The organism is Methanobrevibacter sp. (assembly GCF_017406825.1).
In the GTDB taxonomy this organism is placed as follows: Archaea; Methanobacteriota; Methanobacteria; order Methanobacteriales; family Methanobacteriaceae; genus Methanocatella.
The window spans coordinates 13513-38149 of record NZ_JAFQXT010000001.1; the positions used below are offsets into that span (position 1 = coordinate 13513).

The window sequence follows — 24637 nt, forward strand, 5'->3', positions numbered from 1 at the left end:
TTTTTAAAATAAACCGAAATATATTAAATACATCGATTGTTATATTATTATATATTGAACATAAAATTTTTTTTAATTTAATGTGTGGGGAAAAAATGAAATTTAGTAAAGCTGTTATCATATTATCATTTTTATTCATTGCCATGATGTGCATGAGTTCAGTTGTAGCTGGTGATGATAATCTAACTTCAGATTCATATCAGCCTACCCTGTCTGCAGATGATAATTTAGAACAATTAGAAACAATCAATACGAACAATACTGTTTTATCTTCACCTAAAACAATTATTGTTGAAGAAATTGAAGATAATCACAATGAAATGAGCCAACCAACAATTCAAAAAGCAATCGACGAGGCCAATGCCGGAGATACAATCATTATTGAGGGCAAAAGTTATGACCATTGTCACTTTATAATCAATAAGAAACTAACAATAAGAAGTGCTTTCGGAACTACTATGAAGGTATGTCCAAGTAATACCGGGGGTTCAGGATATAAAGGAATATTTTATGTATCTCCTAATGCAGGAGGAACCATAATTGAAGGGTTTACCTTGAATAATGATGTTTACAATGAGAATGATTATGGAATATTGGTTAAGGGGGACAATGTTGAAATTAGGAACTGTAATGTTACCCATATTGGATATTCAGATGCAATAAGGATAGAAAATGTCAAAAACTGCCTAATTGAAAATGTATCTGCTTCAAATGCGAATAATGCCATCAACATTAAGAATTCGCAAAATACCAATGTTAAATCATCCAACATTAAGAATTCTAAAAATGGGATAACTATTGTAGATTCACACTCAACTACAATCTCAGATTGTTCAATATCAAATAATAATGTCGCTGGAGTATCATTTTCAGGAACCGGCAAGTATTTGACAATAAATTATAACAACATAACTGAAAATAGGAACGGAATAAGGTTAACTTCTTCTGACAATGTTTATATTTTAAGTAACTATATTGCGTTCAACACTGAAAACGGAGTATATGTTGATTACAACATTACAAAAATAGAGATAAAGGGCAATTTCTTCAATCAGAATTATAGATGGGAAGTTTTCAACGATTTCCATGTTGAAAATATTAATGACATATCCAACAGGGATGCGAATAACCTGGAAATAATCACCAACAATTATATGATCAACTACGGAGGATATGGGACAGGGGACATGGACAGGCCAATATGGACTCAGGTATATGAATATAAACCTAGCATTGGCGATTACAATTATGATGCGGTTAATGACGTTTATGTCTATGTAGGTGAAGGAAACGGCGAATATTATGGTCATCAGGGAATAATGTATTTAGGTTATGTCTTTGAGATAAATGAATTTGTCAGTTGCCCTAACATTTATTACTCCCCACAAAACGTATGGATCAGGTCCGGAAACTATGAATTGCAGCTAAGCGAAATCAAACAGGTTAAAAAAGGAATCTATACAATCTCAATTGTCGATGCGGAAGGTAATGTTGCAAAGGACTTGAGTTCAGTTCCTGTAACATTCTATTTAAATAAAGTAGGTAAAAGCGCCACTCCTCAAGAGGGGGATGTCTATAAAGCTGTCATGTTGGAAAATGGTACTGCAACAGTCAGATTTTTCATGGATGAATTCAGCCAATCAGGCAATGTCATAACCGCAGTATTCCCAACACCAGGTACGAACATTGACGATAAGGTATCCAAAACATTAGCCATTGATGATGCAGACGTTCCGGGAACCCCATCAAATACAACAGTTTCCGTTTCAAATATGAATACATACCCTAACTCAAACCAGGTATTTACAGCCACATTAAAAGACATTAACGGAAAGGTCATTTCTGGTGAAACATTAACATTCACAATCAATTCAAAGACCTATAATGTAAAGACTGACAGCAACGGCCAAGCTAAAATTAAAATATCCGAATCAAAAGAGGGAAATTACGTGTTGACTGTTAGATATGCGGGAGATGGGGGTATTGATTATTATCAATCATCTGCAAAAGCGAATGTGGTTGTTAAAAAAGCAAATGCAAAAATCATTTCTTCAAATTTAAATATGATTCCTAAAATGGCGGAATATTACTCAATCACTTTAAAGGATGCTCAAGGCAATGTCTTGACCAATCAAAAAGTAACATTTAAGGTCAACGGCAAAACATACACCAAAGCAACAAATTCCAAAGGTGTTGCAAAGGTCAAACTCAAATTCAATAAGAATAAGAAAACCTATAATGTCGTTATTTCTTTCAAAGGAAATAATCAGTACAAGTCAGTTTCCAAAACAAACAAGCTAATTGTCAAATATTCATCCAAAAAGGCTAAGTTGACAACACCTAAGATTACCGTTCCTCCAAAAACAGCAAAATATTATACTGTAAGTCTGAAAGATGTGAACGGAAAAGCTATTGCAAAACAAAAGGTAACTGTTAAGATTAATGGTAAGAAATATGCCAAAAAGACTAACTCCAAAGGCCAGATCAAAATCAAAGTCAAATTCTCCAAACTTAAAAATTATGGAGTAAAAGCAACATATAAGGGAAGTAAAATTTATAAGAAGGCCTCTTCTAGCGGCAACATTAAAGTTGCCAAGACAACTACAAAAATCACAGCCCCTTCAATTTCAATGCTTCCTAAGGAATCAAAATCATACACCGTGACTTTAAAGGCCGGAAGCAAATCATTATCCAAGCAGACATTAACAATTAAAGTCAATGGCAAGACTTATACCAAGACTACCGACAGCAAAGGCCAAGCTAGCGTAAGTGTAAATTTTGCAAATGAAAACACATTTGTGGTTAATGTTAATTATAAGGGCACAGGAATCTATAAAGCGTCCAGCGCTTCTGGAAAAATAAATGTTGCTAAACTTTCCACAGACTTAACTAGTTATGACAAGTCTTATTCTAAGGATTCAACTCCAAAATATGCAATTACTCTTAAAGATGCATCAGGCAATGTTTTAAGCAATGCAAATGTCATGTTCACTTTCAATGGTGAGAACTACACAAAAACAACTGATGCAAACGGTAAAGCAAGTTTGGATTTAGTAAATCCGGGTGTTGGGTCATTCAGTATCATTACCACTTATTTGGGCAGCGATAAATACAAATCAGTTTCCAAAACAAACAAGATTACAATCCTAGACAAGACAAACACTCTTTTCATTGACGAGAATCTGCCGAACGATGAAATTCAGAAAATCTTGAATACCGGTATTTCAGGCGAAAATATTGAATTTTTAGGCAATGCCTACAGAGATGTAAATCTGATTGTTAAAAATGGCATGGACATTTATTCATTAAACAACACAACACTTTACGCAAAAGATAACAATCCTGTATTCAACATCGAAGCGAATAATGTATCATTATCAGGATTTTCAATAATGGCCAAATCAAACAGTGCAATTTCACTAAATAATGTTAAAGGAGTAACTATTTTCAATAATTCCATTTCCAATGTTCTTGATGATGATAAACTTCCTAGTTATGCTGATGCGACTGTAAATATGCCGGGTTATGGAATAGCTATCTCCAATTCTACAGATATCAGATTATTTGAAAACGACATCTCATTATTTGAAAGCGGAATATTCGCCCAATATTCGTCAAACTTGTCCATTGACACAAATAGGATTAGACAAAACAATTATGGTATAAAATATGGATATGGTATTGTAAATACCCGAATAATCAACAATGAGATATTTGAACAAATTGGATTGTATATCATGACAGTTCCGGAAGGCCCGTCAGGGTATGGAATATTCCTAAACAATTCAGCAGTCAACGTTACAATTAACCATAATCATATCTATAATAATCATTTGGGCATTTCTCTTGATACAAATTACTCAACTGGAATTGTTATAACCCAAAACACCATAACCGATAGTGTTCTTGAAGGTATCAGATTCAATGCAGGTTATGACCTTGCTGAAAATGCGGTCGAGCCTCATGTAACAGATAATGCAATATACCGGAATGCAAGAGGTCCAAGTATGATGATTTTGGGTGAGTTAAGTGCCAATCCTTTCGGAATATATGGAAATGGACTTTATAATCCCGAAGATAAGTTAAAATTAGAGCCTAACTGGTATGGTACAAATAATCTTGAAACCTGGGACAATGATACAGGTGTCGTCGGCTATGGAACAATGTGTCCAAGAATAAATACAACCAATATTCAATTTAACATGACACGTAACTCCCCATGCAATTATAGCATCAAATTTTATAAAAATGGGGAATTGGCTTCAAACCTTCCGGTATTTGACATGTTCGCCACATTAAATCGCGGAACTGACAAGGAAGTGGAGGTTGTCTTCGATGTCATCAATGGTGTCGGAACTTTCACATTTGATTCTTCAAATTATAATGACGTTAAAAACATTATAGAGATTTCCATAGGATCATTATTGAACTCCACATCAAGAGTATTTAAGGTAACTTACCTGTACGAAGAAATTCCAAACTAAATAAATATGTTTTTTACATATTTACTCTTTTTTTTATTTTTGCATATAGATTGCACTAAAATTAAAAGCTATTTTTCAAAATAAGTCTTTCCAGATTAATAAATACTTTAATCAAATCAATAGTATTATGTTAACTATCAATATGATTAATCAGATATTTCATTTAATCAATCTTAAATCCGCACTCCGAACATGTTCTGTTCTGGAATTTCACAACCCCTCCACATTCGGGACACAACCAACTTTCGCGGTCCTCGCCCATCATGCGGCCAATGCCCATCGTTTTGATTCTTTTCGCTGAACTCAAGGTGTCCAAATCATATCTTTTGATATATTTTTTTGAGTGTTTTTTCATTAAAGGACATGGAAATTCGCTGCAGCGCCCGCAGTAGATGAAGTTTTTCTTATCAAAACAAGTTTTTATCTTACATTTTAAGCTGGCCTTGCTCTTTCCATCATCACTTATTAAACAGCCTCCGCAAGGATTTTGAAATTTTTCACAGCTGATGCAGTTTATCCCGCAGGGAGCCAGCAATTTTGAATCTAGTGTTTCGGGCATCTTCATAAAGAAAGTTATATATTTAATTTTTAATAAATATTACTTCATGAGAATTTTGGTTGTTCAGGAGTCCGATTGGTTGGAGCGAAATCCTCACCAGCAGCATCACCTTATGGAGAGAATGGCACTCAGAGGCCATGAAATAAGAGTCATTGATTATCCGATTGATTGGCCGAACGATGATGATTCAGGTTTGATTTATCATAAGGAAGTCCATGAAAACGTTTCAAAAATCAAACCCGGTGCAGACATAGATGTCATCAGGCCAGGCTTTATCAAAATCAAGGGCCTGAACTATGCGACACTGTTCTTCACCCATAAAAGTGAAATCGAGCATCAAATCGAGGATTTCAAACCTGATGTCATCCTTGCGTTGGGAATCCTGAACTCATATAATGCATCAAAGCTGGCCAAAAAGCACAACATTCCATTCGTATACTATTTCATTGATGTGATTTATGCTTTGATTCCCGAAAAGGCATTTCAGAGACTTGGGCAGCTGTTTACGGAAAAAACCATCAGGAACGCCGATTTGGTCATTACAATCAATAAGAAATTATCCGAATTCGCTTATTCGGTAGGGGCAAAGAAGGATTCAACAATTCTGATTGATGCTGGAATTGACCTTGCAAGCTATGATCCGGATTTGGACGGTTCACGAATACATGAGGAATATGGAATAGCAAAAGACGATGTTGTATTGTTCTTCATGGGGTGGATTTATGAGTTTGCAGGCATGAAGGAACTTGCACGTGCATTGGGCGAAAACAAGGACAAATATCCGAACTATAAGATTCTGGTTGTAGGTGACGGTGATGCCTATGATGAGATGTGTGAAATCCGCGATGAGTATGGCATGTCTGATCAACTAATTTTAACTGGAAAACAGCCGTTTGAAAGAATCCCTGAGTTTTTGGCCTCAGCGGACTTTTGTCTTTTGCCGGCACACATTGACGAGCCGATAATGCAGGATATAGTGCCTATAAAAATCTATGAATACCTGGCCATGAAAAAGGTTGTCATTGCATCCGAACTTCCAGGACTTTCAAAGGAATTCGGATATGGAAACGGCATCGAATACATTCAGGAGGCATCCGAGGTTCTTGAAGTGGTTGAAGACATCCTTGCCAATGGCAAATATGATGAGATTGCAAGCAATGCCAGGGAATACGTCAAATCCAATGATTGGGAAGTCATTACAGATAAGTTTGAAGATGCCATGAAAAAATTACTGTAATATTTTTTATAACGTAATTTATTCTTTATTACTTTAATTTCCTTTAATATTCATTTTTTTAGTCAATAAAATTTATTTAAACTAATTATTCTTATTTTTACATTAAATTTAGTTATTTTATATTTAATTGATAAATTTTTAGAAAACTTATTTAATAACTTAGTGAATATATATTCTTATCGAATTGTTAAATTAGGGGTTTAATAATGGAAAAGAAAATTAAAGTAATAATCTTATTGTTGGTTCTTTTGGTCGCAGCGGGACTTGCTACCCATATGTTTCTGACTCCTTCAACTGTCGAAACGGTCGGATCCAAAAACGTAACAGACATGATAGGCAGGGATATGGAAATACCTGCTTCCGTAGGCAACGTTGTAGCGACAAGCCCTCCAATGACTACCGTTTTGTATATGATTGCGCCTGATAAATTGAAGGCGGTCAATTTCCAATGGACAGACTATGAATTGGAATATGTTCCAGGCCAATACCAAAACTACCCTGTTGTTGGAGGATGGTATGGAACACAGGACGGGAGCTATGAGGAATTCATCGCATCAGAACCTGATATCATAATAGAATCCATCGATGAGGGTGGCGATGGTGATTTGTCAACTGTCCAGGAAAGACAGGAAAAGTTCGGTACAATACCTGTAATTGCAGTTAAGGACACTACAAATGTGGAAAAGGTAGGCGAATCCATAACATTCATGGGAGAAGTCGTTGGTGCTCAAGATAAGGCAAAGGAACTAAATGATTTCAACGACAGATATTTGGATATCGTGCACGACAGGTCATCAAAATTGTCAGACAGCGATAAAAAAACTGTTTACTATGCTCAGGGTGATGACGGACTGCAGACAACTCCTTCCCATTCCACACATGGACAATTGATTGATTTGATTGGAGGAGTGAATGTTGCGGACTCCGTGGCTCAGGGAAACACTACAGGTGGCGTTCAGGTATCAATAGAGCAGGTGCTCAGCTGGAATCCTGATTTGATCATTACAAACGACAAGGAATTCTATGACAGCGTTTATGACAATCCTAACTGGGCGAAAATGGATGCTGTTAAAAACAAGGAAGTTTACTTATGCCCTCAATCCCCATTCAAATGGTTTGACAGGCCTGTTGGAGCAAATATGATTATTGGTGTTCCATGGACTGCAAAAGTAATCTATCCTGATGATTACAAGGACATTGATATGGTGGATGCAACCAAGGAGTTCTACAGCAATTTCTATCACTTTGACTTAAGTGACGAAGAGGCAAAACAGATTCTTCTGGATTCAGGACTTAAGGAATCAAATCTATAGTGATATTCATGGATAGGGAATCAAAAGAGATTATAATAATTGTACTTTTAATCTTTTTTCCAATAATTTTATTTTTCGCATCATTCCTGCTTGGAAGATATCCGATTAGCCCTGTTGACGTAGTCAATACATTATTGTCCCCATTATTCCCTCAATTGGAGGTTTCACCGACAATTACAACAATAGTATTTGAAATAAGGCTTCCAAGGATCATAGGAGCACTTGTTGTCGGAGCATGCCTTGCCATTTCTGGTGCTGCATTTCAATCAATATTTAAAAACCCCTTAGTATCATCAGATTTGCTAGGTGTCTCAAACGGTGCAGGATTTGGAGCCGCATTGGCTATTCTAATCAGCGGCGCAAATGTAGTTACTCAAATATTCGCTTTTGTTTTTGGATTGATATCAGTATCTGCTACTTATTTGATATCCAAATCTTATAAGGCAGGAGGAATTCTTGTTTTGGTATTGTCAGGGGTTGCAATCTCCGCATTTTTCAATGCACTGATTTCCGCTATCAAGTTCATTGCCGATCCCGATGACAAACTCCCTGAAATCGTATACTGGCTAATGGGGTCTCTCGCTTCAATCAATGCCGATAAGCTGTTCATGATTGCAATACCGGTAATCATTGGTCTTGTGATATTGCTGCTTTTAAGATGGCACATGAATCTGCTTGCAATGGGCGATGAAGAGGCACAGTCACTTGGTTTAAACCCTTCAAGACTCAGATTATTGATTATTGCAGGATGCACTTTGCTCACATCCGCTGCGGTTTCAATCAGCGGAATTGTCGGTTGGATTGGTTTAATCATTCCGCACATGGCCCGTATGATTGTGGGTCCGGATAATAGAATTTTGCTTCCCGCGTCCCTGAGTCTGGGCGCCAGTTTCCTATTGCTGATTGACAACATATCCCGTGCGGTGATTGCCATTGAAATTCCAATTGGAATATTGACAGCCATAATAGGCGTTCCGATTTTCTTATACTTACTTAAGAGAGGTTATTCAGAATGGTCGTAGATAACAAGTTATTTGAAGTGAAAAACATTTCCTTTGACTATGACGGTGAGGAAATATTCTCGGATATCAGTTTTTCCATTGAAAAGGGAGATGTATTATGCATTTTAGGACCGAATGGAACTGGAAAAACTACTTTAATCAAATGTCTGAATGGCCTGCATGATATAAACTCCGGCGAAATACTAGTCAACGGCAAAAACATTAAGAAATTATCATTTAAACAGATTTCAAAACATATTGGTTATATTCCTCAGGCCCATGTTCCTTCATTCCCATTCAAGGTATTTGATGTGGTTTTGATGGGAAGGGCACCATATCTCAATTTGACTGATTCTCCTAAGGAGGATGATAGGAAAATAGCCCTTGATGCTCTAAAGACACTGGGCATTGAAGATTTGAAGGATAAGGAATACACCAATCTAAGCGGTGGTGAACGCCAGTTGGTATTCCTTGCGAGGGTATTATGCCAGAAACCGGACATATTGATATTGGATGAACCGACTTCACATCTGGACTTTGGAAATCAGATAAAACTGTTGGAAATCATCGATAATTTAGCGAAATCAGGATTATCAATCATAATGTCATCACACTTTCCAGATCATGCATTCTTAAGCTCAACAAAAGTAGCTATCATGAAAAACAAACAATTCATCGATTTTGGAACTCCAGATGATGTCGTTACCGAAAGCAATTTAAGAAAAGCTTATTCAATTGATGTTAAACTTATGGAATTAGATAATAAAAGAAAGGTATGTGTACCTTTAAAGACAAATTTAAAATTAGATTTATAGGGTGATATAATGAATGAACAAGACTATGATGAACAATTAACAAAAGCTGCCAATTTCCATGGACACGTTTGCGGCGGAATTGCCATTGGAACAAAATTGGCAATGTATGGATTGGAATTGCTTGGAATGCCATTGAATGAAAGGCATAAAAATCTGATAGTATTTTTAGAAATCGATAGGTGCATGTCTGATGCGGTTCAATCAGTAACAGGTTGTTCTATGGGTAAAAGGACCTTAAAACAAATGTATTACGGCAAATTTGCAGCAACATTCTACAATCAGGATACCGGTGAAGCCTTAAGGATTACCGATGCCGATGCAAATAAAAAATTCAAGGATGAGGAAACAAAAGAGGAGATGATTGCTCGTTTTAGAAGAACTCCTCCTGAAGAATTGTTTAAGGTGACTAAAGTTAAAATTGATTTGGGTCCTGGGGATATGCCTGGCAAACCTTACACTACTGCATTTTGTTCAGTCTGTGGTGAAAAGGTATCTGACGGCCGCCATAAGTTAATTGGCGGAAGGCCAGTTTGCAAATCTTGTGCAGAAGGTTCCTATTATGAGATTATCGAAGAATAATTAAATCATTTTGTAATTTTTTTATTCTTTTATTTTTCTATTTTTCTTAATTTTATCTAAATTTTTACTTTATTTTATTTTTAACTAATTTAAGAATCTATTTTAACTGTTTAAAGCAATAATATATTTTTAAATTATTTTTAAATTATTCATTACGATATGTTTATATATTCATGTTGTTTAATATTTAATATAGATAATGGATATAAGGTTTGAAAAATGGATTTGATTGGAGGCTATTTATTAGTACTATTAGTATTATTCACAGCCAATATTGCTTTAATACTTGGAAACTATGAATTTAATAATGTTAAATTGATAATGGTTTCAGCAATATTCTTTGTTATCTCATTTATAGTGATATATGCTTCAAGTTATTTTAATACTCAATTAGTATTCTTATTAAATTATTTTAGCTATATATTTCTGCTAATTACAGTAATAGTCATTGCCTCATTGATATATTATGTAAAAACAGGCAACTTCAAAATAGTATTATATGCAATTTCAATTACATTTTTAATATCAGTAGTATTATTTGCCTCTCAAGCAACTCTGGATATTTTAACCATGTTATTATATTCCTTATTCGTGTTTATGATTTTATTTGTGGTTTATCAACTCACAAAATTGCTACGTCATGCAAAAAGAGAATATCCTGTTATTGTAGGAGAATACATGTCCTTATTTGGATTATTGATGTTTATTTTCGCATTAACATATTATTCAACTATAACTTTAGATTATAAAATGTTTAGTTCGTTTTTAATTTTAACTCCAACATATCAGTTGATCTATGTGGTTATAGGAATGATTGCTGTTTTAATTGTAGGCGTACTTATTAATGATACTAAAGGAGGAAACTCATGATAATTCAGGGAACTGAAACGTTAACCTCATTGATTCATATAATTTCTGAAAGCCTATTGACACCTGTTGTAGTTTTAATTATAATAATTGTTGTCATTGTCATCTTGGCTTTCGGCGGTTTAATAAATGAATTTATTTCAAGAAAACCGATTACATCAAAGGAATTGGAAGATTTAGTTAGAAAAGTTTCATTTTCAACAAATGTTGGCCAAATGAAAGAGGAAATTAAGAATAGTAATCTGTTTGATTATCAAAAGGAAGTCTTGACAAGAATTGCTGATAATCATGATATCGGGCCTGAAGCCAGAAAGGCTTTAGCCAGTGAATTGATTGCTGCAGAAGAAACCAGGTTAATTAAGAAAACCAATAAGACAGATATCATTGTCCGTGTAGGTCCTATTTTAGGTTTGCTCGGTACTTTAATTCCATTAGGTCCGGGTTTAGCAGCATTAGGTACTGGAGATATTGCGGTTCTTGCACAATCTTTAACAATAGCTTTTGATACAACAGTTACAGGTTTATCTGCTGGTGCTGTTGCATTTTTAGTTTCAAAATATAAAAAGCAATGGTACGAATCAGAACTGATTGATATGGAAACTGTTGCCGAAGCGGAACTTGAAACTATGAACAAATGGTGATGATTATGCTTAGGAAAAGAAGAAGGATTTCAAATTCCGTTGACGACGACCCGATGGGAGGTTTGAACAACCTTTCCGATGCGATGCTGGTATTGGCATTAGGGTTTTTAATCTTTGCAATCATGGCCCTGTCAGTCAATCCGGACATGATTACACAATCCCAATCAACGCAGGATGTCTCAACTGCGGATACATTCTCACAGAACTACACCACCGCCGGAGGTCTTGAAGACAGCGGATACAATGAGGTCGGAAAAGTTTACGAAGATCCGACTACCGGTGAGCTGGTAATGGTATCGGGTTAAAAAATTTTCATTTTTTAACTTTTTTCTTATTTTTCATCGGATTTAGCGATACTTTTATAAATGGATAAAACAAATATTTGATTACTGTTATTTTTAGCAGTACTAAAATACTTTTTTTGGGATACGTTCCCATATGGATGTGGCCTTCGTGGCTGAACAAAAGGTGTTATTATGTATAAATATATTAGAGACGCATGGAAAAACCCAGATGAGTCTTACGTACGTGAGCTCATGTGGCAAAGGGCTCCTAAATGGAGCAAGCAAAAAGCAGTTCAAGAATTGAAAGACCAACCAGGCTCGACAGAGCTAGAAGTTTAGGTTACAGAGCTAAAAAAGGTTTCGTTGTAGTAAGAACCAGAGTAAGACGTGGTGGAAGAAGAAAAACTCGCCGCTTCAATGGTCGTAAACCTAAAAGAATGGGTGTAAACAAAATTACCCAAGCAAAATCTATTCAAAGAATTGCTGAAGAACGTGTAGCTAAAAAATACCCTAACTTAGAAGTATTGAACTCCTACTGGGTATGGTCTACAGGAAAACATAAATATTACGAAGTAATTTTAGTAGATCCACAAAGTCCTTCTATCATCAACGATAAAAAAATCAATTGGATTTGCTCCAAAAAACACACTAACAGAGCTCTCAGAGGCTTAACTAGTGCTGGTAACAAAGGACGTGGAATCAAATCTAAAGGAAAAGGCTCTGAACAAGCCAGAAGAAGAAAAATTTAATTTTTCTTCAATCCTTTTTTTGATAAAAATGATTCATAACATAAAATTCAGGGCTTTCGTTTACGAAAATGAAAGCATTGACGAAATCAGTCAATCTATTTTAAACGTTTTGCCTGAAGCCGAAATCGAGGCTGAAGAGGCTGAAGGATTACTTGATGATAAAATAATTATTTTATCAGGTGTTGTATCCAAAAAAAGATACACAAAGACTTTTTTTAACACGCTTCTGGAATGGACAGATTTGGATAAACTGAATGATGATCTGGAGCGCAAGATTGATGAGAAGGGAAATTGGTTTTTAAGATTTGACAAAACCGATGCCTTTGATGAGAAATGGACCATTTTGGATAAGGGCGATGCAATTCATCTTAAGGTAAAAATAGCGGCTTTTCCTGCAAAAAAGGAAATTGCAGTTGAAAAGGTCCGTGATGCAATCCTAAGCAAATAAGTTAAATTTATTTTCATGTTCTTCCCAAATATATTATTATGGAAAGACAAAGCTATTATTTGATAATCTTGTTAGTTGCCTTTGTAATTTGCATTGGAGTATTCTGGTTCCAATTCAACAATGATGTTGCCACTTTCATCATGATTAATGAAACGGAAGTTGCAGAAAACGCTTCATTTTCAGGAATGTTATCCGATGCATACGGATATGGTGTTGCAAACCAAACAATTACTTTTCACAAACCGGGATATCAAATGGGAACCATTGTAGATGTTGTCACGGATGAAAATGGTCAGTTCACTATTGAAAATGCCGAATACTTGCCTGATGCAGGTAAAGATAATTATTATGGTGACTTCACATTTGCAGGCCATGGCAAATATCAAGGCTGTACCTATGAAGGAAACGTGACTGTAGTCCCTAATTGAACAGCTTCGCTTTAAAAGGTAGGATTATTCAAAAATTTTGTTTTAAGCCAGCTAATTAATCAGAAAATGCATATTTGAGTTCAAAAAGAGGAAATGCAATGTTTTTACATTTTAAATTTTTTTTTAACAGGCACTCACTTGAGCGCCCGCCAATGGAAATATTGTTATTTTTCAAGAACGGCAATATAATCCATTCTTTTTCTTAACAATGGAAGCCATGTGACTATTCTATAATGGGGTTTGTAGACATTAACGCCGTCAAATAGATTGACATCTTTTATCCATTTGAGATTTGGATTGAATCTTGTAAGTTCATTTCCTTTTTCAACACCCCATATGAATTTAGAGTCTGTATCTTCAATTGATTCTTCTTTTGTGTTTTCAACTGAAATTGGCGGCATAATTTCCATAAATATTGTGCATTTGTCAAAATTTTGTTCTATTATATTTATTATGTCCTCCACGTCTTTTTGATTCAGGTACATTGTCAGACCTTCAACGATAAATAAAACATCTTTTCTTATTTTAATTTCTGAAGCCCATGCAGGGTCCATTGCAGAATAGGCGAGTGTTGTCACCCTGTCCGTATCTTCGATATATTTCAGTCTGTAATTTGCGGAATTTTCCAAATCAACATTATACCAATTTATCATGCCATTGTCCAGTCTGTTGAAACGTGTATCCATTCCTGATGCAATATTGACAATCGTGCATTCGGGATGAGCATCGATATAGTTGCTTACCATTTCATCCAGCACGATTGTTCTTGCAATTGTGCCCAGTTGCATAAATTTGTCCTTTTCAGCTATGCTGAAATCATAGTCAACTTTTGAAATTACTTCTATTGCCTTTGAATCATAGAATTTATGATTTTTCTGTTGCGAGTGCTTTGCTTTTGCAAATAATGTTAGAAGCATTGTTTTTTCTACGCCTTCTAAATTCATAACTATTCCTCCATGGGTTATTTTGATTTATATAATTGTTGTGCAGAATAATATATAAATTTTTAGGTATGCCTAAATTTTAAGTGATGCTGTTCTTCAGGACTAAACTTAATCAAATACTATACAGTACTATATTGGAATAATTAACCTCTCCAGCTTCTTCAAGCCTGAGAGGTTCAATTTATATATGATGATTTCTAAAAATAATTGCATAGTCCCGTAGGGTAGCGGCAATCCTTCTGGGCCCTGGACCCAGAGACAGCGGTTCGACTCCGCTCGGGACTACTTGATTATCAAGTTACTTAAACATCTGCTATTTTTCTACTCTTTGATAATTTAATGTTTTTTTGTGATATTCCCTAAAGCTAGTTAAAAGGAATCGGAATCTGTAAATTTAGATACTCTATTTTTCATTGGTAATTCAATTGAAATAATCTTTAGAAGTTGCAAATATTGAAACAAATTGAATTTCACTATTCCTAATAATGGAAAGTTAAATTTAATTATTTTGTTTTTGAAATATAATAATCATGAAAGTAATTGTTCTTAATGCAAGTCCTAGAAAAAGAGCAAATACTGCAGAACTATGCAAGTGTGTTGTGGAAGGTGCTCGAAGCAATGGGGCTGATGTTGAATACATTAATTTATATAGTTATGACTTTAAAGGTTGTATGAGCTGCTTTGCATGTCATCTAAAGAAAAACAAGGATAATCCATTATGCTACTGGAGAGATGACTTAAAGGAGATTTTAAAAAAATGCCTTGAAGCCGATGCAATTGTTATAGGCACACCAATTTATTATGGTTCCATTACATCTTATGCTCAGGCATTCCTGGAAAGGCTGCTTTTTGCAGCAGACACTTATATAATAGATGATGAAGGAAACAGGGTTTCCAAAATCAAAAGGGAAGTTAAAACTGCGATGATTTACACCATGAATGTAACCGAAGAGATGAGCCACTTCAACGGTGAAGATCAGCTTGCAATAATGAGAGGATACCTTACAAACATATTCGGGGAATGTGAATCATTATATGCTTATGATACAAAACAGTTCAAACACTACTCTCCTTATCTGAATAACATGTTTGACCCTCAGCTTAAGGAAAAAAGTAAGGAAATCCGATTTCCAAAAGACTTGAAAAGAGCATACGAATTGGGTCAAAGAATATCTGAATGAGTTAGGTTTTATTATGAAGGATAACATTATCTATCAAGAAGGTGCTTGCCCTATTAATAGTATAAATGATTTGTTAAGTAGAAAATGGGTTTTTGGCATCATGAAAGATTTGTTTGCAGGTAAAAAACATTTCAATGAATTTAAAGAAGATAAACCTGAGTTAAGCAATGTGGTTTTGTCTTCCACATTGAAATATCTGGAAAGTCAGGGTCTGGTCTGTAAAAAAGTCATAGAAGATGACAACAAAAGAAACACTGAATATTATTTAACCGAAAAGGGCAAGAAGATGAACAGAATTCTATATGAAATGGTCATCTTCGGACTATATGAACTTGAAGACGATTTAAGGGATGATGAATTTAAAGAAGAAATAAAAAAAGGTTATGAGGAAATACTGTTATAGATATTCTCTTATAAGAGAACTGTCCAGCATTTCCGGATGGCTGATTTCCAGGTCTTTAATCTTCTGTTTGAAACCATCAATCAAGTTATCCTTATCCTTGAGATGTCTGCTGACACGGGCAACATTGTTTTGATGATGTCCGAAGAAATATACTGAACCTGGAACGTTCAGCGCATCGATTAATGCTATTTCATCTTCGATTATTTCCCGTTCTGTCAGTTGGACAAATTCTCCGTTATCCCTCATTTCGGCAAGTTTGGTTCCTGTTGCAATTCCTGTTGTTATAATGGATATCATTTTTGGAGGATATGTATTCAATAGCTTTGCAGTATCTTCAATATGCGCCTGTCTGAATTGTTTTCCTCCAGCACCACCCATCAAAAGAGAAATATATTTTATTTTTGAGTTCTTCAATTTTTCAAGAGTTTCATATTCCTGAGAGGATGTGTATCCCTTGTTCAATAATTTCAGCACGTCTCACATCCGGATTCAACTCCAATGTATATGTCGTCATACATCGCTTCATATAACTGGTTCAATTCATCCTGTTTTTTGTGCATGATGTTTCTAATTGAGGTCTGACATGAAATAACTGATATTTCGGGAAAATATTCACGAATCATATCTGAAATTTCGAGTAATTTCTTTGTTGAAAGTGCGAAAGGATCGCCGTTTGCAACTGTAATCTTTTGTAAATTGTGAGGATAAACACCTGCAAGCTCCTGCAGGTCTTCTTCAATGTGTTCCATTGGAGATGCGCCGAATTTTACTCCTTTATACATATTGCAGAATGCACATTTGTTCCATGAACAGCCGTAAGTGATTTCTAAAATAGGAGTGTTGGCTTCAAGCGGATGTCTGTAAACTGGTCCTGTATAATGCATATTATCACCTCATAAATGTCCTCTTGGCAATATTGAATCCAGCAATCCCGGATTGTTTTTGTCTATTTCTTCAACTCTTTTCTTGAATCTTTCTATCATGTCATCCTGGTATTTGAAGTATTGGGTAATTCTGCTTAAATTGTAGATGTGCGCTCCGAAGTAGAGATAGTCGTCGTCCATTTTCAGGTTTTCCAAATGCAGCAGTTCCTCATCAAGCATTTCCCTTTCGGTAGGTATTTCAAACTCCCCATTTTCAACCATTTCCGCCAGAGGAGTATTTTCCTGAACGGCAGTTGACATGGTCAGAATCATTTTTGGCTTGAACCTGTTTAGCAGCTTAATGGTTTCTCTGGCATTCTGCCGGTAGTTTCCTTTTCCTGCAACACCATACATTACAATGGCATTGTAGGTTATTCCGGCATCCTCCAGTTTTTTCAGTTGTTCATATTCATCGGATTGAGTATAACCTTTTTGCATCTGCTTTAATGCAGGATCATATGCTGTTTCAAGTCCGATATAGAAGCAGTCGTAACCTGCCTGTCGGAGTTTTTTCAAATCTTCAAGTGATTTGGGTTTGATGTTTCTGATGGATGCATAGCATGCAATTGTTTCAACTTTAGGAAAGTACTTATGAATCAAGTCGCTGATTTCTAAAAGCCTGTGTGATTGAAGGGAGAAAGCGTCACCGTTTTCAACAAAAATCTTTTTCAGGTCTTTCGGATAGTATCTTGACAGTTCCTTCAAGTCGCTTTCAATATCCTCGAGCGGAGAAATTCCAAATTTCTGCCCATGGTACATTGTGCAGAAGGAACATCTGTTCCATGAACAGCCGTATGTTATTTCCAAAAGGGGAGTGTCAGCTTCTGGAGGGGGTCTGTAAACTGGTCCTGTATAATGCATTTTATCTACCTCTACTTATTTTGTAGTCAATATTATGAAAATGATAGTATATAAAGTAAAAAGTAAGTGAGATTACCTGTAAGTTCAAACTTACCTAATTTTATCATAATCAGTTTTTATTCTGAAAATATTGACAAAAGCAATGAGGAACTTGAAAACAGGGTTAAAATCATTACCAAAAAGATTATTGTCATTATATTGATTATTGTTGTTGGAGTGGTGATTGGTTATGTTGCTATCCTCCGGCAATCCTTTATTCATGCTTCGGATGTCTGATTGCTTCATGGATTATGAGCTATCTGGGAATATACTGAATATTCCCATATATGCTTAAAAATGATAGCAGGTACTTTTTTTGGTCCTATAGCAATTATTGCACATCATACATCTTGACTGATTGGAACTGCCATTAATCCAGTCCTTTAAAAAGTCGTTTTCACATACAAACGGCCTATACATTGACATATATTCAATGTTTGTGGCGTTTAAGAGTTCATTCATATGATCCTTGTTGTTGAATCCTCCGCCGACTATTACTGGAATGTCAACTGAATCAATCAGTTTAGTTGTATAATCTATGAGTTCCTTTTCTGCTGATAGCTTTTTGGTGAAATACAATGGGGATAATGGTCTTGTCACCTGGATTGAATCGGCGCCGACTTTTTCAAGCAGCCTGCATGCTTCAAGACTTTCGGATGAATCAAAACCATCTTTTCTCTCATCAAAGGAATTGACTTTAACCGAAACATGCAAATCCAGATTGTCCTTCATTACCTTAATCAGCTCCAGCACCATTCGCATTCTGTTCAAAACGTTTCCGCCATAATCGTCTTCACGCTGATTATAATATGGATTTATGAATTTTGATAGGAAAAAATTGTTCCCGACAGACAATTGGATGCCGTCAAAATCGCAGTATTGCAGCTTTTGAGCCGCTTCTATAATGTCTGATTGGATTTTCCTAATGTCTTCGATAGTCAAATCATTGACCGGAATGTCCAAATCGATGCCTCTGTTGTATTTGATGAATTCGACCTGGCTGAAAATGGGAACGTCATAGCTATGAGTTATTTCAGCCAGTTTTGTTGCCATTGTCATGAAATTCAGGTTGTCCATCCTGTAGGAATGTTCGATGAACTTGTCTTTGGGATATATTGAATATAGCTCTGAAGTAATCAATCCAACGCCGCTGGAAGCTATTCTTTCATATCTGTCATATATTGCATCCAAGTCATTTTGCTGGGATTCCCATAGGCCGGTTCTGATGATACGACTATTTAATTTCAGATTCCCTAATTTGCATTTATCAAATATTGTTTTCATGAGAAGTAATTGGTAAAAAGTAGTATAAAAATAAATAAGTAATTTTAAACTAACTTGTTCCATTAAAGAACTTTTAATTAGAACTGGCTGAAAATAGATTATTCAGTTCTTCAATGTTTAATGTTGTGTCCTCCAAATACAGGAACCTCAATGGTGTCTAATAATGCATCAATCTCGTCTATTGTTGATGATGATAATTTCACATCACTTGCCTTGAAATTTGATTGCATGTTCTTAAGTGAAGTGGTTCCCGGAATAGGAATTATATAATCCTTTTTGTTAATCATCCATGCCAGTGAAATCTGTGCTGAAGTTGCATTCTTCTCTTTTGCTATATTTTCAAGCAGTTCAATGAGGTTTTCAGCCGCTCTGAAACCTTCTTCTGTGTATTGAGGCATCTCATTTCTGTAATCCAAATTATCAAATTTTGAATTTTGATTGTACATTCCGGTTAAAAAACCGTTCGCCATTGGAGAAAATGCAACAAAAGAAATGCCCAACTCTTCACAGACTGGAAATAGGTCTTCATGCCATCTTGCAAGCATTGAATATCTGTTCTGAATGGCAGTAACTGGACATATTTTATTGGCACGTCTAAGGTATTCCTCATTTGCTTCAGAAATTCCCCATGCCTTAATCAGACCCTCATCAATTAATTTCTGCATTTCACCTGCAACAATTTCGGGTTCAACATTAGGATCGATTCTGTGCTGATAATACAAATCCAATGTCTCAACATTCAATCGTCTCAAGGTTCCTTCAAGGGATTTCTCAATGGATTTGGGTGATGAATCAGGCACTAACCCGTCCTCCTGTATGGTTATGCCGAATTTACTTGCAATCACTACCCTATCTTTCATTTCATTCAATGCTGAGCCCACAAGCTCCTCATTATTGCTCATGTTTCCATCACTGGTTTTGCCGACATAAACTTCAGCAGTATCAAAGAAAGTGTAACCTTCTTTAAATGATTCTTTTAAAAAATCTATTGCTTCATCATTTGATTTTGCACTGCCATATGCATGGGACAGACCCATACATCCCAAACCAATAGGGCTTACCTTCAAATCACTATTTCCCAATCTTTTTGTATTCATTTTAACACCTTATTCAAATAATCATTAACATAACTCATGCATTGCCTGAACTTATCACCGCTAAAACCATGTCCGGCACCTTCAATCAATCTTAATTGCGAGTTTTCATAGGATTCATGTGCCTTAACGGAATATGGGTATGGTACGATATAATCTGATGTGCCGTGAATTATCAGAACCTCTTTTTTATATTTGCCGATTTCTTTGAAAATATCCAAATTCCACGCGTCTTCAAAATAACATTTTCCAACTTCAATCCAACCATTGAACAATTGAGTATCTGGGATTTCAGATAATGAATTGTATTCATGAGCAACATCGGGGATTAACAGTGCAGGATAAAGTATTATCAATCCTCTTAAATCATTTTGGAGTTTGCTTGCGGCCACTGCAGAAGCGGCTCCCCCTTGACTGGTGCCAAGCAGTATTATTCTGTCCTTGTCAATGAAATCCCATTGTTTGACATGATTAAAAACGGTTATGATGTCATCTGCTTCACTTATCAGGGACATTTCAGTGGTTTTTCCTTTGCTTTTTGATGAATATCCTCCACCTCTGAAATCAAAGGTTACACATCCTATGTTTCGTTTCAAAAGTTCCCTGAAATATTCATAACCTGACCTGTAGGACATTCCAAGGCTGTGGGCGTATATTACAATAGGACAGTCCTCCCGTGGAATATATGCCTCACAGTATATTTCATCATTTATGAAAAATCTGTCTTCAAAGTACATATTTTATAGGTTTCTTTTAAAGAACTCTTCCAGTTTACCAGTTACCTTCTCAATATATTCGTCAACCCAGTATGTTTGGATATGGCTTGCACCTTCAATCAGGAATAGTTCCTTGTCTTCGGCATTAACCGCTTTTTCAAATGCTGAATCGGTCATGTATTTTGTATCTGCGATATTTCCGGCCATCATCAATAGGGGTTGCGTAATCAAATCCATTCTCTCATCAACATCAAAAGCCATAACTTTCGGCAGTGATTCTGTTGTGAACCTGGAATTTGAATTAGGATGCTTGTGTGTAATTCCATAATATTCAACGCCATCACGATATAGTCCTTCCGGAAGGGATTCCATCATTTCACGAGTTTCCTCTTCACTCATTTCAGGATTGTCTCCCTCATAGATAACTTCTCCTTCAAGAAGTTTGTTTCTGGCTTCAGCTCCTTTTTCAAGCCTTTCATGAACACCGCCAATATCAGAGTCCAGAAATCCGTTTCTTCTGACTCTGCCTGTGTTGAACATGGACAATACTGCCACCGCTTTCATTCTTTTATCCTGCTGTGCCGCAGCTAATGTGTATCCCGCACCACCGCAGATTCCTAAAGATCCGGTTTTGTCTTTATCAACGTAAGGCAGTCCAATCAGATAATCTATCATGCCTGAAACATCCTCAATTCTGTTTTCAGGATAATCTCTGTTTCGAGGTTCGCCTTCGCTTCCTCCCTGATATCTGGCGTCACTGGCTAGGGCAATATAACCTAGTTCAGCTAATTTTTGAGCGTATAATCCTGCAACTTGCTCTTTACATCCTCCATTGGGATGGGCCACACTGATTGTAGGGTATGTTTTATTTTCATCGAAATCTGCAGGCAAATAGAGGTTTCCTGCAACTTTAATTCCTGAAACTTCATATGAAACCTGTTTGATGTTGACTTCACCATCAATGTTTTCGCTGATGGCTCCGTCATATACTAGTCCGAATTTGTTTTCCATTTTTTCACCATTAAAAAGTTGTAGTGTAGTAAAAATTTAATTTGTGTTATTAAAAAAATAAGAAAATAGAATTTGATAATTCTATTTTAAGCTATGTTGCTGCAAACGAATTTGATAAAAATAGGATCATCTACCGGTGCGATTGGAACGCCTGTTTCCAGTTCTTTGATTTTTTCCATATCGTCATCGCTTAATTCGAAATCAAACACGTCAGCATTTTCAATCATTCTGGATTCTTTAGTGGATTTTGGAAAGACTACGATTCCCCTTTGGATAATCCATCTTAAAATCACTTGGGCTACTGATTTTCCGTATTTTTCACCGATTTCGGATAATATTGGGTTTGTGAATATTCCGTCTTTTCCTTCAGCTAGTGGTCCCCATGCTTCTACTACTGCATCGAACTCTTTGTGGAAGTCTTCTGTACCTTCCTGTTGGAAAAATGGGTTTACTTCAATCTGGTTTACCATAGGTTTGATTTCCGCATGCAGGCACAGGTCAGTAAATCTTCCTTCTGTAAAGTTGCACACACCGATTGCTTTAATTTTTCCTTCCTTGTATAAGTCTTCAACTGCTTTCCAGGTTGAGTATACATCACCTAAACATTGGTGAAGAAGGTATAGGTCAATATAATCTGTTTGAAGTTTATCCAATGAGTCCTGGAATGCTTTTTTGGTTTCCTCATATCCGTATGATGATACCCACACTTTGGTGGTGAGGAATAAGTCTTCTCTTGCAATTCCGCTTTCTTTTATTGCTTCACCGATTTCTGCTTCGTTGAAGTATGCTTGTGCAGTATCGAAGTGTCTGTATCCTACTTCAATTGCTTTTTTCACGACTTCTTTGGTTTCTTCTTGTGGTATTTGAAATACTCCAAATCCTAATTGTGGTATTTCCACGCCATTTGATAAGGTTACAAATTCATTATCCATATTTTTCACCTAATTTAATATATATAATGTTTCAATATATAAATGTTTCCAAAGGAAATATTTTCATAGATATATATTTATATGGGTAAATAATAAATATTTGATTATGAGTTTGCCAAGTCAATTTAAGAAGGAAAATTATGAAAATATACTGATTTATCATTATGTCGAGGAGTTAATCAGTTCATTTGTTGAATTTGCAGATGAAAATCTCAAAGATGACATCATATCAACTAATGATTTGCGATTTTTACTTAGAATCAGATTTACTGATAAAACAACCCAAAAGGACTTGGTTAATCTGTTTAAAGTAAGTAACGGGTACACAGCAAAAATTCTTCGCAACTTCGAAGACAATAATCTAATAACAAGATGCGAGGATCCCACAAACAGAAGACGAAAAATTGTAGAACTGACCGACAAAGGAATAGAAAAGACAGATTTGATTATAAAAACCATCGATGACCATGAAAAGCAACAATTGAAAAACATGACTCCTGAAGAGTTTAAGTTGCTTAAAAGATTGCTGTTTAAATTTTTAAGTGAAGATTAATTAATTTTTGTGACATTAACATTCATGAAATAGTCATACTACTTTTGTTCTCCCAGAAACATCATCTGATTTTGCCAGTAATTAATTGAGAAGTATTAATAATGATTCTGTGCAGTTTTTTGTAGTGAAAATCTGCACCTAATAATTAAAATCCGTTAATATTCTCTTGATGCTATAATTCCCCTATTAAAACCGTGTGGCGGAACTTCGATTGTTAAGTCCAAAGTTTTCAGCAATACCTCTATTCCTTTTCTTCCGCTTGAAAAATATTTGTATGAACTTTCGGGAATGAACACAATTCCTCCGACTTTAATGTTTGAAAATATGTTTAATATTATGTTGACATTCAGTTCATCCCTTTTTTGAATCAAACTCCTGTTTAAATTAACGATAACATAGTCAAATTCACTGTTTACATTGTCCAAATCATCCAAACTAACCTGCCGGATTCTTACATTATCCAGAAACTGATCTGTTATAAGAAGTCCTGTTCCATAGTTTTTAGTGGTTTCAATGAGTTTTTTCAAATCATTAATCAATTTTTCTCCGTCCAACTGATAATCTCCAACTTTCTCTTCGCTTAAAACAAGATTGAAGGTATGTTTTTCAACGCTTCTCAAGTAATCTACATCCTTTTGAAGGGATGCCTTGTCCTTGTGAACCATATATACTATACCGCAGGAGGAGTTTAAATCTTCGGTTTTCATGAAAAATGTATCTTCTTCAGGCAAATCCAGTGAGAACCGATAATAGCTTTTTAGTTTTGGTGAGATATTTTTCATCGGACTGGAGCGGGCTATGATGTCATTTGGGACTATAAATAATTTCAATGCACCATATGCATTTAATCTGTATTTTTCCTTTCTCTTTTCGTTGAAGAGAATCGGATTCAGGTAGGAATCAAGAATGCTGTCGGTTTCGTGCTGACCTGAAATCCTGTCTAAGAATTCTGCATCCATAGTGGCTCCGCACGGACGGCAATTGACTTCAATTAAAACAGGGCCTTTTTCATCAATCATATATTCTCCGTGAACCGGACCGTATTGAATTCCGATAGCATCAGCTACGTCATATGAAATCTCATGTGATAGTTGTTGTACTTTTGTTCTCTCTACACTACTTTTTTTTAGAAATCATGATAATAAATATGTTCATCTATAATGGGAGAAACTGGAGATGGTGGAAATACAAATCCTGAACATGTACTATAATCACTGACACAACCTGAACCAATTAATGATACAAAGGTAACTACTTGAGTATTATTGGAAAAGTTGCAGGGTAAGATGCT

The 24637-nt window shown here is 35.6% G+C and carries 26 protein-coding genes, 1 tRNA gene and 1 pseudogene; 17 read left to right on the forward strand and 11 right to left on the reverse strand.

Going from position 1 to position 24637, the window contains the following annotated elements; translation table 11 throughout:
• The first annotated feature begins 95 nt into the window (after nucleotides 1–95).
• Nucleotides 96–4484 (forward strand): Ig-like domain repeat protein, encoded by a 4389-nt coding sequence (locus IJF99_RS00065; protein ID WP_292790384.1) that lies wholly within the window; start codon nucleotides 96–98, stop codon nucleotides 4482–4484.
• A 163-nt stretch (nucleotides 4485–4647) separates the two neighbouring features.
• Here the strand turns inward: IJF99_RS00065 and IJF99_RS00070 are convergent, their stop codons facing one another.
• Nucleotides 4648–5049 (reverse strand): DUF3795 domain-containing protein, encoded by a 402-nt coding sequence (locus IJF99_RS00070; RefSeq protein WP_292790386.1) that lies wholly within the window; start codon nucleotides 5047–5049, stop codon nucleotides 4648–4650.
• A 40-nt stretch (nucleotides 5050–5089) separates the two neighbouring features.
• On the opposite strand from IJF99_RS00070, the gene IJF99_RS00075 reads away from it, so the two are divergent.
• The 11 genes and pseudogenes from IJF99_RS00075 (at nucleotide 5090) to IJF99_RS00125 (ending at nucleotide 13405) form a co-directional block, all read left to right on the forward strand.
• On the forward strand, nucleotides 5090–6280 hold the full coding sequence (locus tag IJF99_RS00075) for a glycosyltransferase (protein WP_292790389.1): 1191 nt from the start codon (nucleotides 5090–5092) through the stop codon (nucleotides 6278–6280).
• Between the two features lie 206 nt (nucleotides 6281–6486).
• A complete protein-coding gene (locus IJF99_RS00080; RefSeq protein ID WP_292790391.1) occupies nucleotides 6487–7593 on the forward strand; it encodes an ABC transporter substrate-binding protein in 1107 nt (368 codons plus the stop codon).
• 8 nt (nucleotides 7594–7601) lie between these two features.
• Nucleotides 7602–8615, forward strand: coding sequence for an iron ABC transporter permease (locus IJF99_RS00085; RefSeq protein ID WP_292790393.1), 1014 nt, complete (start codon nucleotides 7602–7604; stop codon nucleotides 8613–8615).
• Complete coding sequence (locus IJF99_RS00090; RefSeq protein ID WP_292790397.1) at nucleotides 8606–9409, forward strand: ABC transporter ATP-binding protein; 804 nt, start codon at nucleotides 8606–8608, stop codon at nucleotides 9407–9409. The genes IJF99_RS00085 and IJF99_RS00090 overlap by 10 nt, the downstream gene beginning before the upstream one ends.
• 6 nt (nucleotides 9410–9415) lie before the next feature.
• Nucleotides 9416–9988: an FmdE family protein gene (locus tag IJF99_RS00095; protein ID WP_292790451.1), complete on the forward strand. Its 573-nt coding sequence runs from the start codon at nucleotides 9416–9418 to the stop codon at nucleotides 9986–9988.
• Nucleotides 9989–10207: 219 nt separating this feature from the next.
• Nucleotides 10208–10858 (forward strand): peptide ABC transporter permease, encoded by a 651-nt coding sequence (locus IJF99_RS00100; protein ID WP_292790400.1) that lies wholly within the window; start codon nucleotides 10208–10210, stop codon nucleotides 10856–10858.
• Nucleotides 10855–11496 carry a MotA/TolQ/ExbB proton channel family protein gene (locus tag IJF99_RS00105; protein WP_292790403.1) on the forward strand — a complete coding sequence of 214 codons (642 nt, stop codon included), beginning with the start codon at nucleotides 10855–10857 and terminating at the stop codon, nucleotides 11494–11496. Before IJF99_RS00100 ends, IJF99_RS00105 begins: the two co-directional genes overlap by 4 nt.
• Nucleotides 11497–11501: 5 nt before the next feature.
• The gene (locus IJF99_RS00110; RefSeq protein WP_292790405.1) at nucleotides 11502–11801 is read left to right on the forward strand and encodes a DUF2149 domain-containing protein; all 300 of its coding nucleotides are present in this window, start codon (nucleotides 11502–11504) and stop codon (nucleotides 11799–11801) included.
• A 231-nt stretch (nucleotides 11802–12032) separates the two neighbouring features.
• Nucleotides 12033–12460 (forward strand): annotated as a pseudogene (locus IJF99_RS00115) (50S ribosomal protein L15e); the annotation flags it as partial.
• Nucleotides 12461–12557: 97 nt separating this feature from the next.
• Nucleotides 12558–12977 (forward strand): RNA-binding protein, encoded by a 420-nt coding sequence (locus tag IJF99_RS00120; protein WP_292790407.1) that lies wholly within the window; start codon nucleotides 12558–12560, stop codon nucleotides 12975–12977.
• Nucleotides 12978–13015: 38 nt separating this feature from the next.
• Complete coding sequence (locus IJF99_RS00125) at nucleotides 13016–13405, forward strand: hypothetical protein (RefSeq protein WP_292790409.1); 390 nt, start codon at nucleotides 13016–13018, stop codon at nucleotides 13403–13405.
• Between the two features lie 164 nt (nucleotides 13406–13569).
• On the opposite strand, the gene IJF99_RS00130 is transcribed toward IJF99_RS00125, so the two are convergent.
• Complete coding sequence (locus IJF99_RS00130; protein ID WP_292790412.1) at nucleotides 13570–14349, reverse strand: class I SAM-dependent methyltransferase; 780 nt, start codon at nucleotides 14347–14349, stop codon at nucleotides 13570–13572.
• Nucleotides 14350–14562: 213 nt separating this feature from the next.
• On the opposite strand from IJF99_RS00130, the gene IJF99_RS00135 reads away from it, so the two are divergent.
• The 3 genes from IJF99_RS00135 to IJF99_RS00145 all read left to right on the forward strand — a co-directional run bounded on the left by IJF99_RS00135 (nucleotide 14563) and on the right by IJF99_RS00145 (nucleotide 15933).
• Nucleotides 14563–14634, forward strand: a tRNA-Gln gene (locus IJF99_RS00135).
• A 245-nt stretch (nucleotides 14635–14879) separates the two neighbouring features.
• Nucleotides 14880–15530: a flavodoxin family protein gene (locus IJF99_RS00140; RefSeq protein WP_292790414.1), complete on the forward strand. Its 651-nt coding sequence runs from the start codon at nucleotides 14880–14882 to the stop codon at nucleotides 15528–15530.
• 13 nt (nucleotides 15531–15543) lie between these two features.
• Nucleotides 15544–15933: a helix-turn-helix domain-containing protein gene (locus tag IJF99_RS00145; RefSeq protein ID WP_292790417.1), complete on the forward strand. Its 390-nt coding sequence runs from the start codon at nucleotides 15544–15546 to the stop codon at nucleotides 15931–15933.
• On the opposite strand, the gene IJF99_RS00150 is transcribed toward IJF99_RS00145, so the two are convergent.
• Genes IJF99_RS00150 through IJF99_RS00160 form a run of 3 tightly spaced genes read right to left on the reverse strand, consistent with a single transcriptional unit; the run spans nucleotide 15928 to nucleotide 17717 of the window.
• Entirely contained in the window at nucleotides 15928–16407 is a 480-nt protein-coding gene (locus tag IJF99_RS00150; protein WP_292790419.1) for a hypothetical protein, read from the reverse strand. The two genes, IJF99_RS00145 and IJF99_RS00150, sit on opposite strands and share 6 nt — an antisense overlap.
• Entirely contained in the window at nucleotides 16401–16817 is a 417-nt protein-coding gene (locus IJF99_RS00155) for a radical SAM protein (protein ID WP_292790422.1), read from the reverse strand. Before IJF99_RS00155 ends, IJF99_RS00150 begins: the two co-directional genes overlap by 7 nt.
• Before the next feature lie 9 nt (nucleotides 16818–16826).
• A complete protein-coding gene (locus IJF99_RS00160) occupies nucleotides 16827–17717 on the reverse strand; it encodes a radical SAM protein (RefSeq protein ID WP_292790425.1) in 891 nt (296 codons plus the stop codon).
• Between the two features lie 66 nt (nucleotides 17718–17783).
• On the opposite strand from IJF99_RS00160, the gene IJF99_RS00165 reads away from it, so the two are divergent.
• Nucleotides 17784–17993 (forward strand): hypothetical protein, encoded by a 210-nt coding sequence (locus IJF99_RS00165; protein ID WP_292790428.1) that lies wholly within the window; start codon nucleotides 17784–17786, stop codon nucleotides 17991–17993.
• Between the two features lie 54 nt (nucleotides 17994–18047).
• Here the strand turns inward: IJF99_RS00165 and IJF99_RS00170 are convergent, their stop codons facing one another.
• The 5 genes from IJF99_RS00170 to IJF99_RS00190 form a co-directional block, all read right to left on the reverse strand.
• A complete protein-coding gene (locus IJF99_RS00170; RefSeq protein WP_292790431.1) occupies nucleotides 18048–19040 on the reverse strand; it encodes a tRNA-dihydrouridine synthase in 993 nt (330 codons plus the stop codon).
• A 110-nt stretch (nucleotides 19041–19150) separates the two neighbouring features.
• A complete protein-coding gene (locus IJF99_RS00175) occupies nucleotides 19151–20137 on the reverse strand; it encodes an aldo/keto reductase (protein WP_292790433.1) in 987 nt (328 codons plus the stop codon).
• Entirely contained in the window at nucleotides 20134–20871 is a 738-nt protein-coding gene (locus IJF99_RS00180) for a S9 family peptidase (protein ID WP_292790435.1), read from the reverse strand. The genes IJF99_RS00175 and IJF99_RS00180 overlap by 4 nt, the downstream gene beginning before the upstream one ends.
• A gap of 3 nt (nucleotides 20872–20874) precedes the next feature.
• Complete coding sequence (locus IJF99_RS00185) at nucleotides 20875–21861, reverse strand: alpha/beta hydrolase (protein WP_292790437.1); 987 nt, start codon at nucleotides 21859–21861, stop codon at nucleotides 20875–20877.
• 86 nt (nucleotides 21862–21947) lie between these two features.
• Entirely contained in the window at nucleotides 21948–22793 is an 846-nt protein-coding gene (locus IJF99_RS00190; protein WP_292790440.1) for an aldo/keto reductase, read from the reverse strand.
• A gap of 106 nt (nucleotides 22794–22899) precedes the next feature.
• Between IJF99_RS00190 and IJF99_RS00195 the strand changes: the two genes are divergently transcribed.
• Entirely contained in the window at nucleotides 22900–23346 is a 447-nt protein-coding gene (locus IJF99_RS00195) for a MarR family transcriptional regulator (RefSeq protein ID WP_292790443.1), read from the forward strand.
• Between the two features lie 155 nt (nucleotides 23347–23501).
• On the opposite strand, the gene IJF99_RS00200 is transcribed toward IJF99_RS00195, so the two are convergent.
• Nucleotides 23502–24365 (reverse strand): hypothetical protein, encoded by an 864-nt coding sequence (locus IJF99_RS00200; protein WP_292790446.1) that lies wholly within the window; start codon nucleotides 24363–24365, stop codon nucleotides 23502–23504.
• Between the last annotated feature and the right edge of the window lie 272 nt (nucleotides 24366–24637).

Excerpts from the sequence above, each read along its gene's own strand:
- IJF99_RS00065 (WP_292790384.1), top strand. The coding sequence starts at position 96 with ATGAAATTTAGTAAAGCTGTTATCATATTATCATTTTTATTCATTGCC.
- IJF99_RS00070 (WP_292790386.1), bottom strand. The coding sequence starts at position 5,049 with ATGAAGATGCCCGAAACACTAGATTCAAAATTGCTGGCTCCCTGCGGG.
- IJF99_RS00075 (WP_292790389.1), top strand. The coding sequence starts at position 5,090 with ATGAGAATTTTGGTTGTTCAGGAGTCCGATTGGTTGGAGCGAAATCCT.
- IJF99_RS00080 (WP_292790391.1), top strand. The coding sequence starts at position 6,487 with ATGGAAAAGAAAATTAAAGTAATAATCTTATTGTTGGTTCTTTTGGTC.
- IJF99_RS00085 (WP_292790393.1), top strand. The coding sequence starts at position 7,602 with ATGGATAGGGAATCAAAAGAGATTATAATAATTGTACTTTTAATCTTT.
- IJF99_RS00090 (WP_292790397.1), top strand. The coding sequence starts at position 8,606 with ATGGTCGTAGATAACAAGTTATTTGAAGTGAAAAACATTTCCTTTGAC.
- IJF99_RS00100 (WP_292790400.1), top strand. The coding sequence starts at position 10,208 with ATGGATTTGATTGGAGGCTATTTATTAGTACTATTAGTATTATTCACA.
- IJF99_RS00105 (WP_292790403.1), top strand. The coding sequence starts at position 10,855 with ATGATAATTCAGGGAACTGAAACGTTAACCTCATTGATTCATATAATT.
- IJF99_RS00110 (WP_292790405.1), top strand. The coding sequence starts at position 11,502 with ATGCTTAGGAAAAGAAGAAGGATTTCAAATTCCGTTGACGACGACCCG.
- IJF99_RS00120 (WP_292790407.1), top strand. The coding sequence starts at position 12,558 with ATGATTCATAACATAAAATTCAGGGCTTTCGTTTACGAAAATGAAAGC.
- IJF99_RS00125 (WP_292790409.1), top strand. The coding sequence starts at position 13,016 with ATGGAAAGACAAAGCTATTATTTGATAATCTTGTTAGTTGCCTTTGTA.
- IJF99_RS00130 (WP_292790412.1), bottom strand. The coding sequence starts at position 14,349 with ATGAATTTAGAAGGCGTAGAAAAAACAATGCTTCTAACATTATTTGCA.
- IJF99_RS00140 (WP_292790414.1), top strand. The coding sequence starts at position 14,880 with ATGAAAGTAATTGTTCTTAATGCAAGTCCTAGAAAAAGAGCAAATACT.
- IJF99_RS00145 (WP_292790417.1), top strand. The coding sequence starts at position 15,544 with ATGAAGGATAACATTATCTATCAAGAAGGTGCTTGCCCTATTAATAGT.
- IJF99_RS00155 (WP_292790422.1), bottom strand. The coding sequence starts at position 16,817 with ATGCATTATACAGGACCAGTTTACAGACATCCGCTTGAAGCCAACACT.
- IJF99_RS00160 (WP_292790425.1), bottom strand. The coding sequence starts at position 17,717 with ATGCATTATACAGGACCAGTTTACAGACCCCCTCCAGAAGCTGACACT.
- IJF99_RS00170 (WP_292790431.1), bottom strand. The coding sequence starts at position 19,040 with ATGAAAACAATATTTGATAAATGCAAATTAGGGAATCTGAAATTAAAT.
- IJF99_RS00175 (WP_292790433.1), bottom strand. The coding sequence starts at position 20,137 with ATGAATACAAAAAGATTGGGAAATAGTGATTTGAAGGTAAGCCCTATT.
- IJF99_RS00180 (WP_292790435.1), bottom strand. The coding sequence starts at position 20,871 with ATGTACTTTGAAGACAGATTTTTCATAAATGATGAAATATACTGTGAG.
- IJF99_RS00185 (WP_292790437.1), bottom strand. The coding sequence starts at position 21,861 with ATGGAAAACAAATTCGGACTAGTATATGACGGAGCCATCAGCGAAAAC.
- IJF99_RS00190 (WP_292790440.1), bottom strand. The coding sequence starts at position 22,793 with ATGGATAATGAATTTGTAACCTTATCAAATGGCGTGGAAATACCACAA.
- IJF99_RS00195 (WP_292790443.1), top strand. The coding sequence starts at position 22,900 with ATGAGTTTGCCAAGTCAATTTAAGAAGGAAAATTATGAAAATATACTG.
- IJF99_RS00200 (WP_292790446.1), bottom strand. The coding sequence starts at position 24,365 with ATGATTGATGAAAAAGGCCCTGTTTTAATTGAAGTCAATTGCCGTCCG.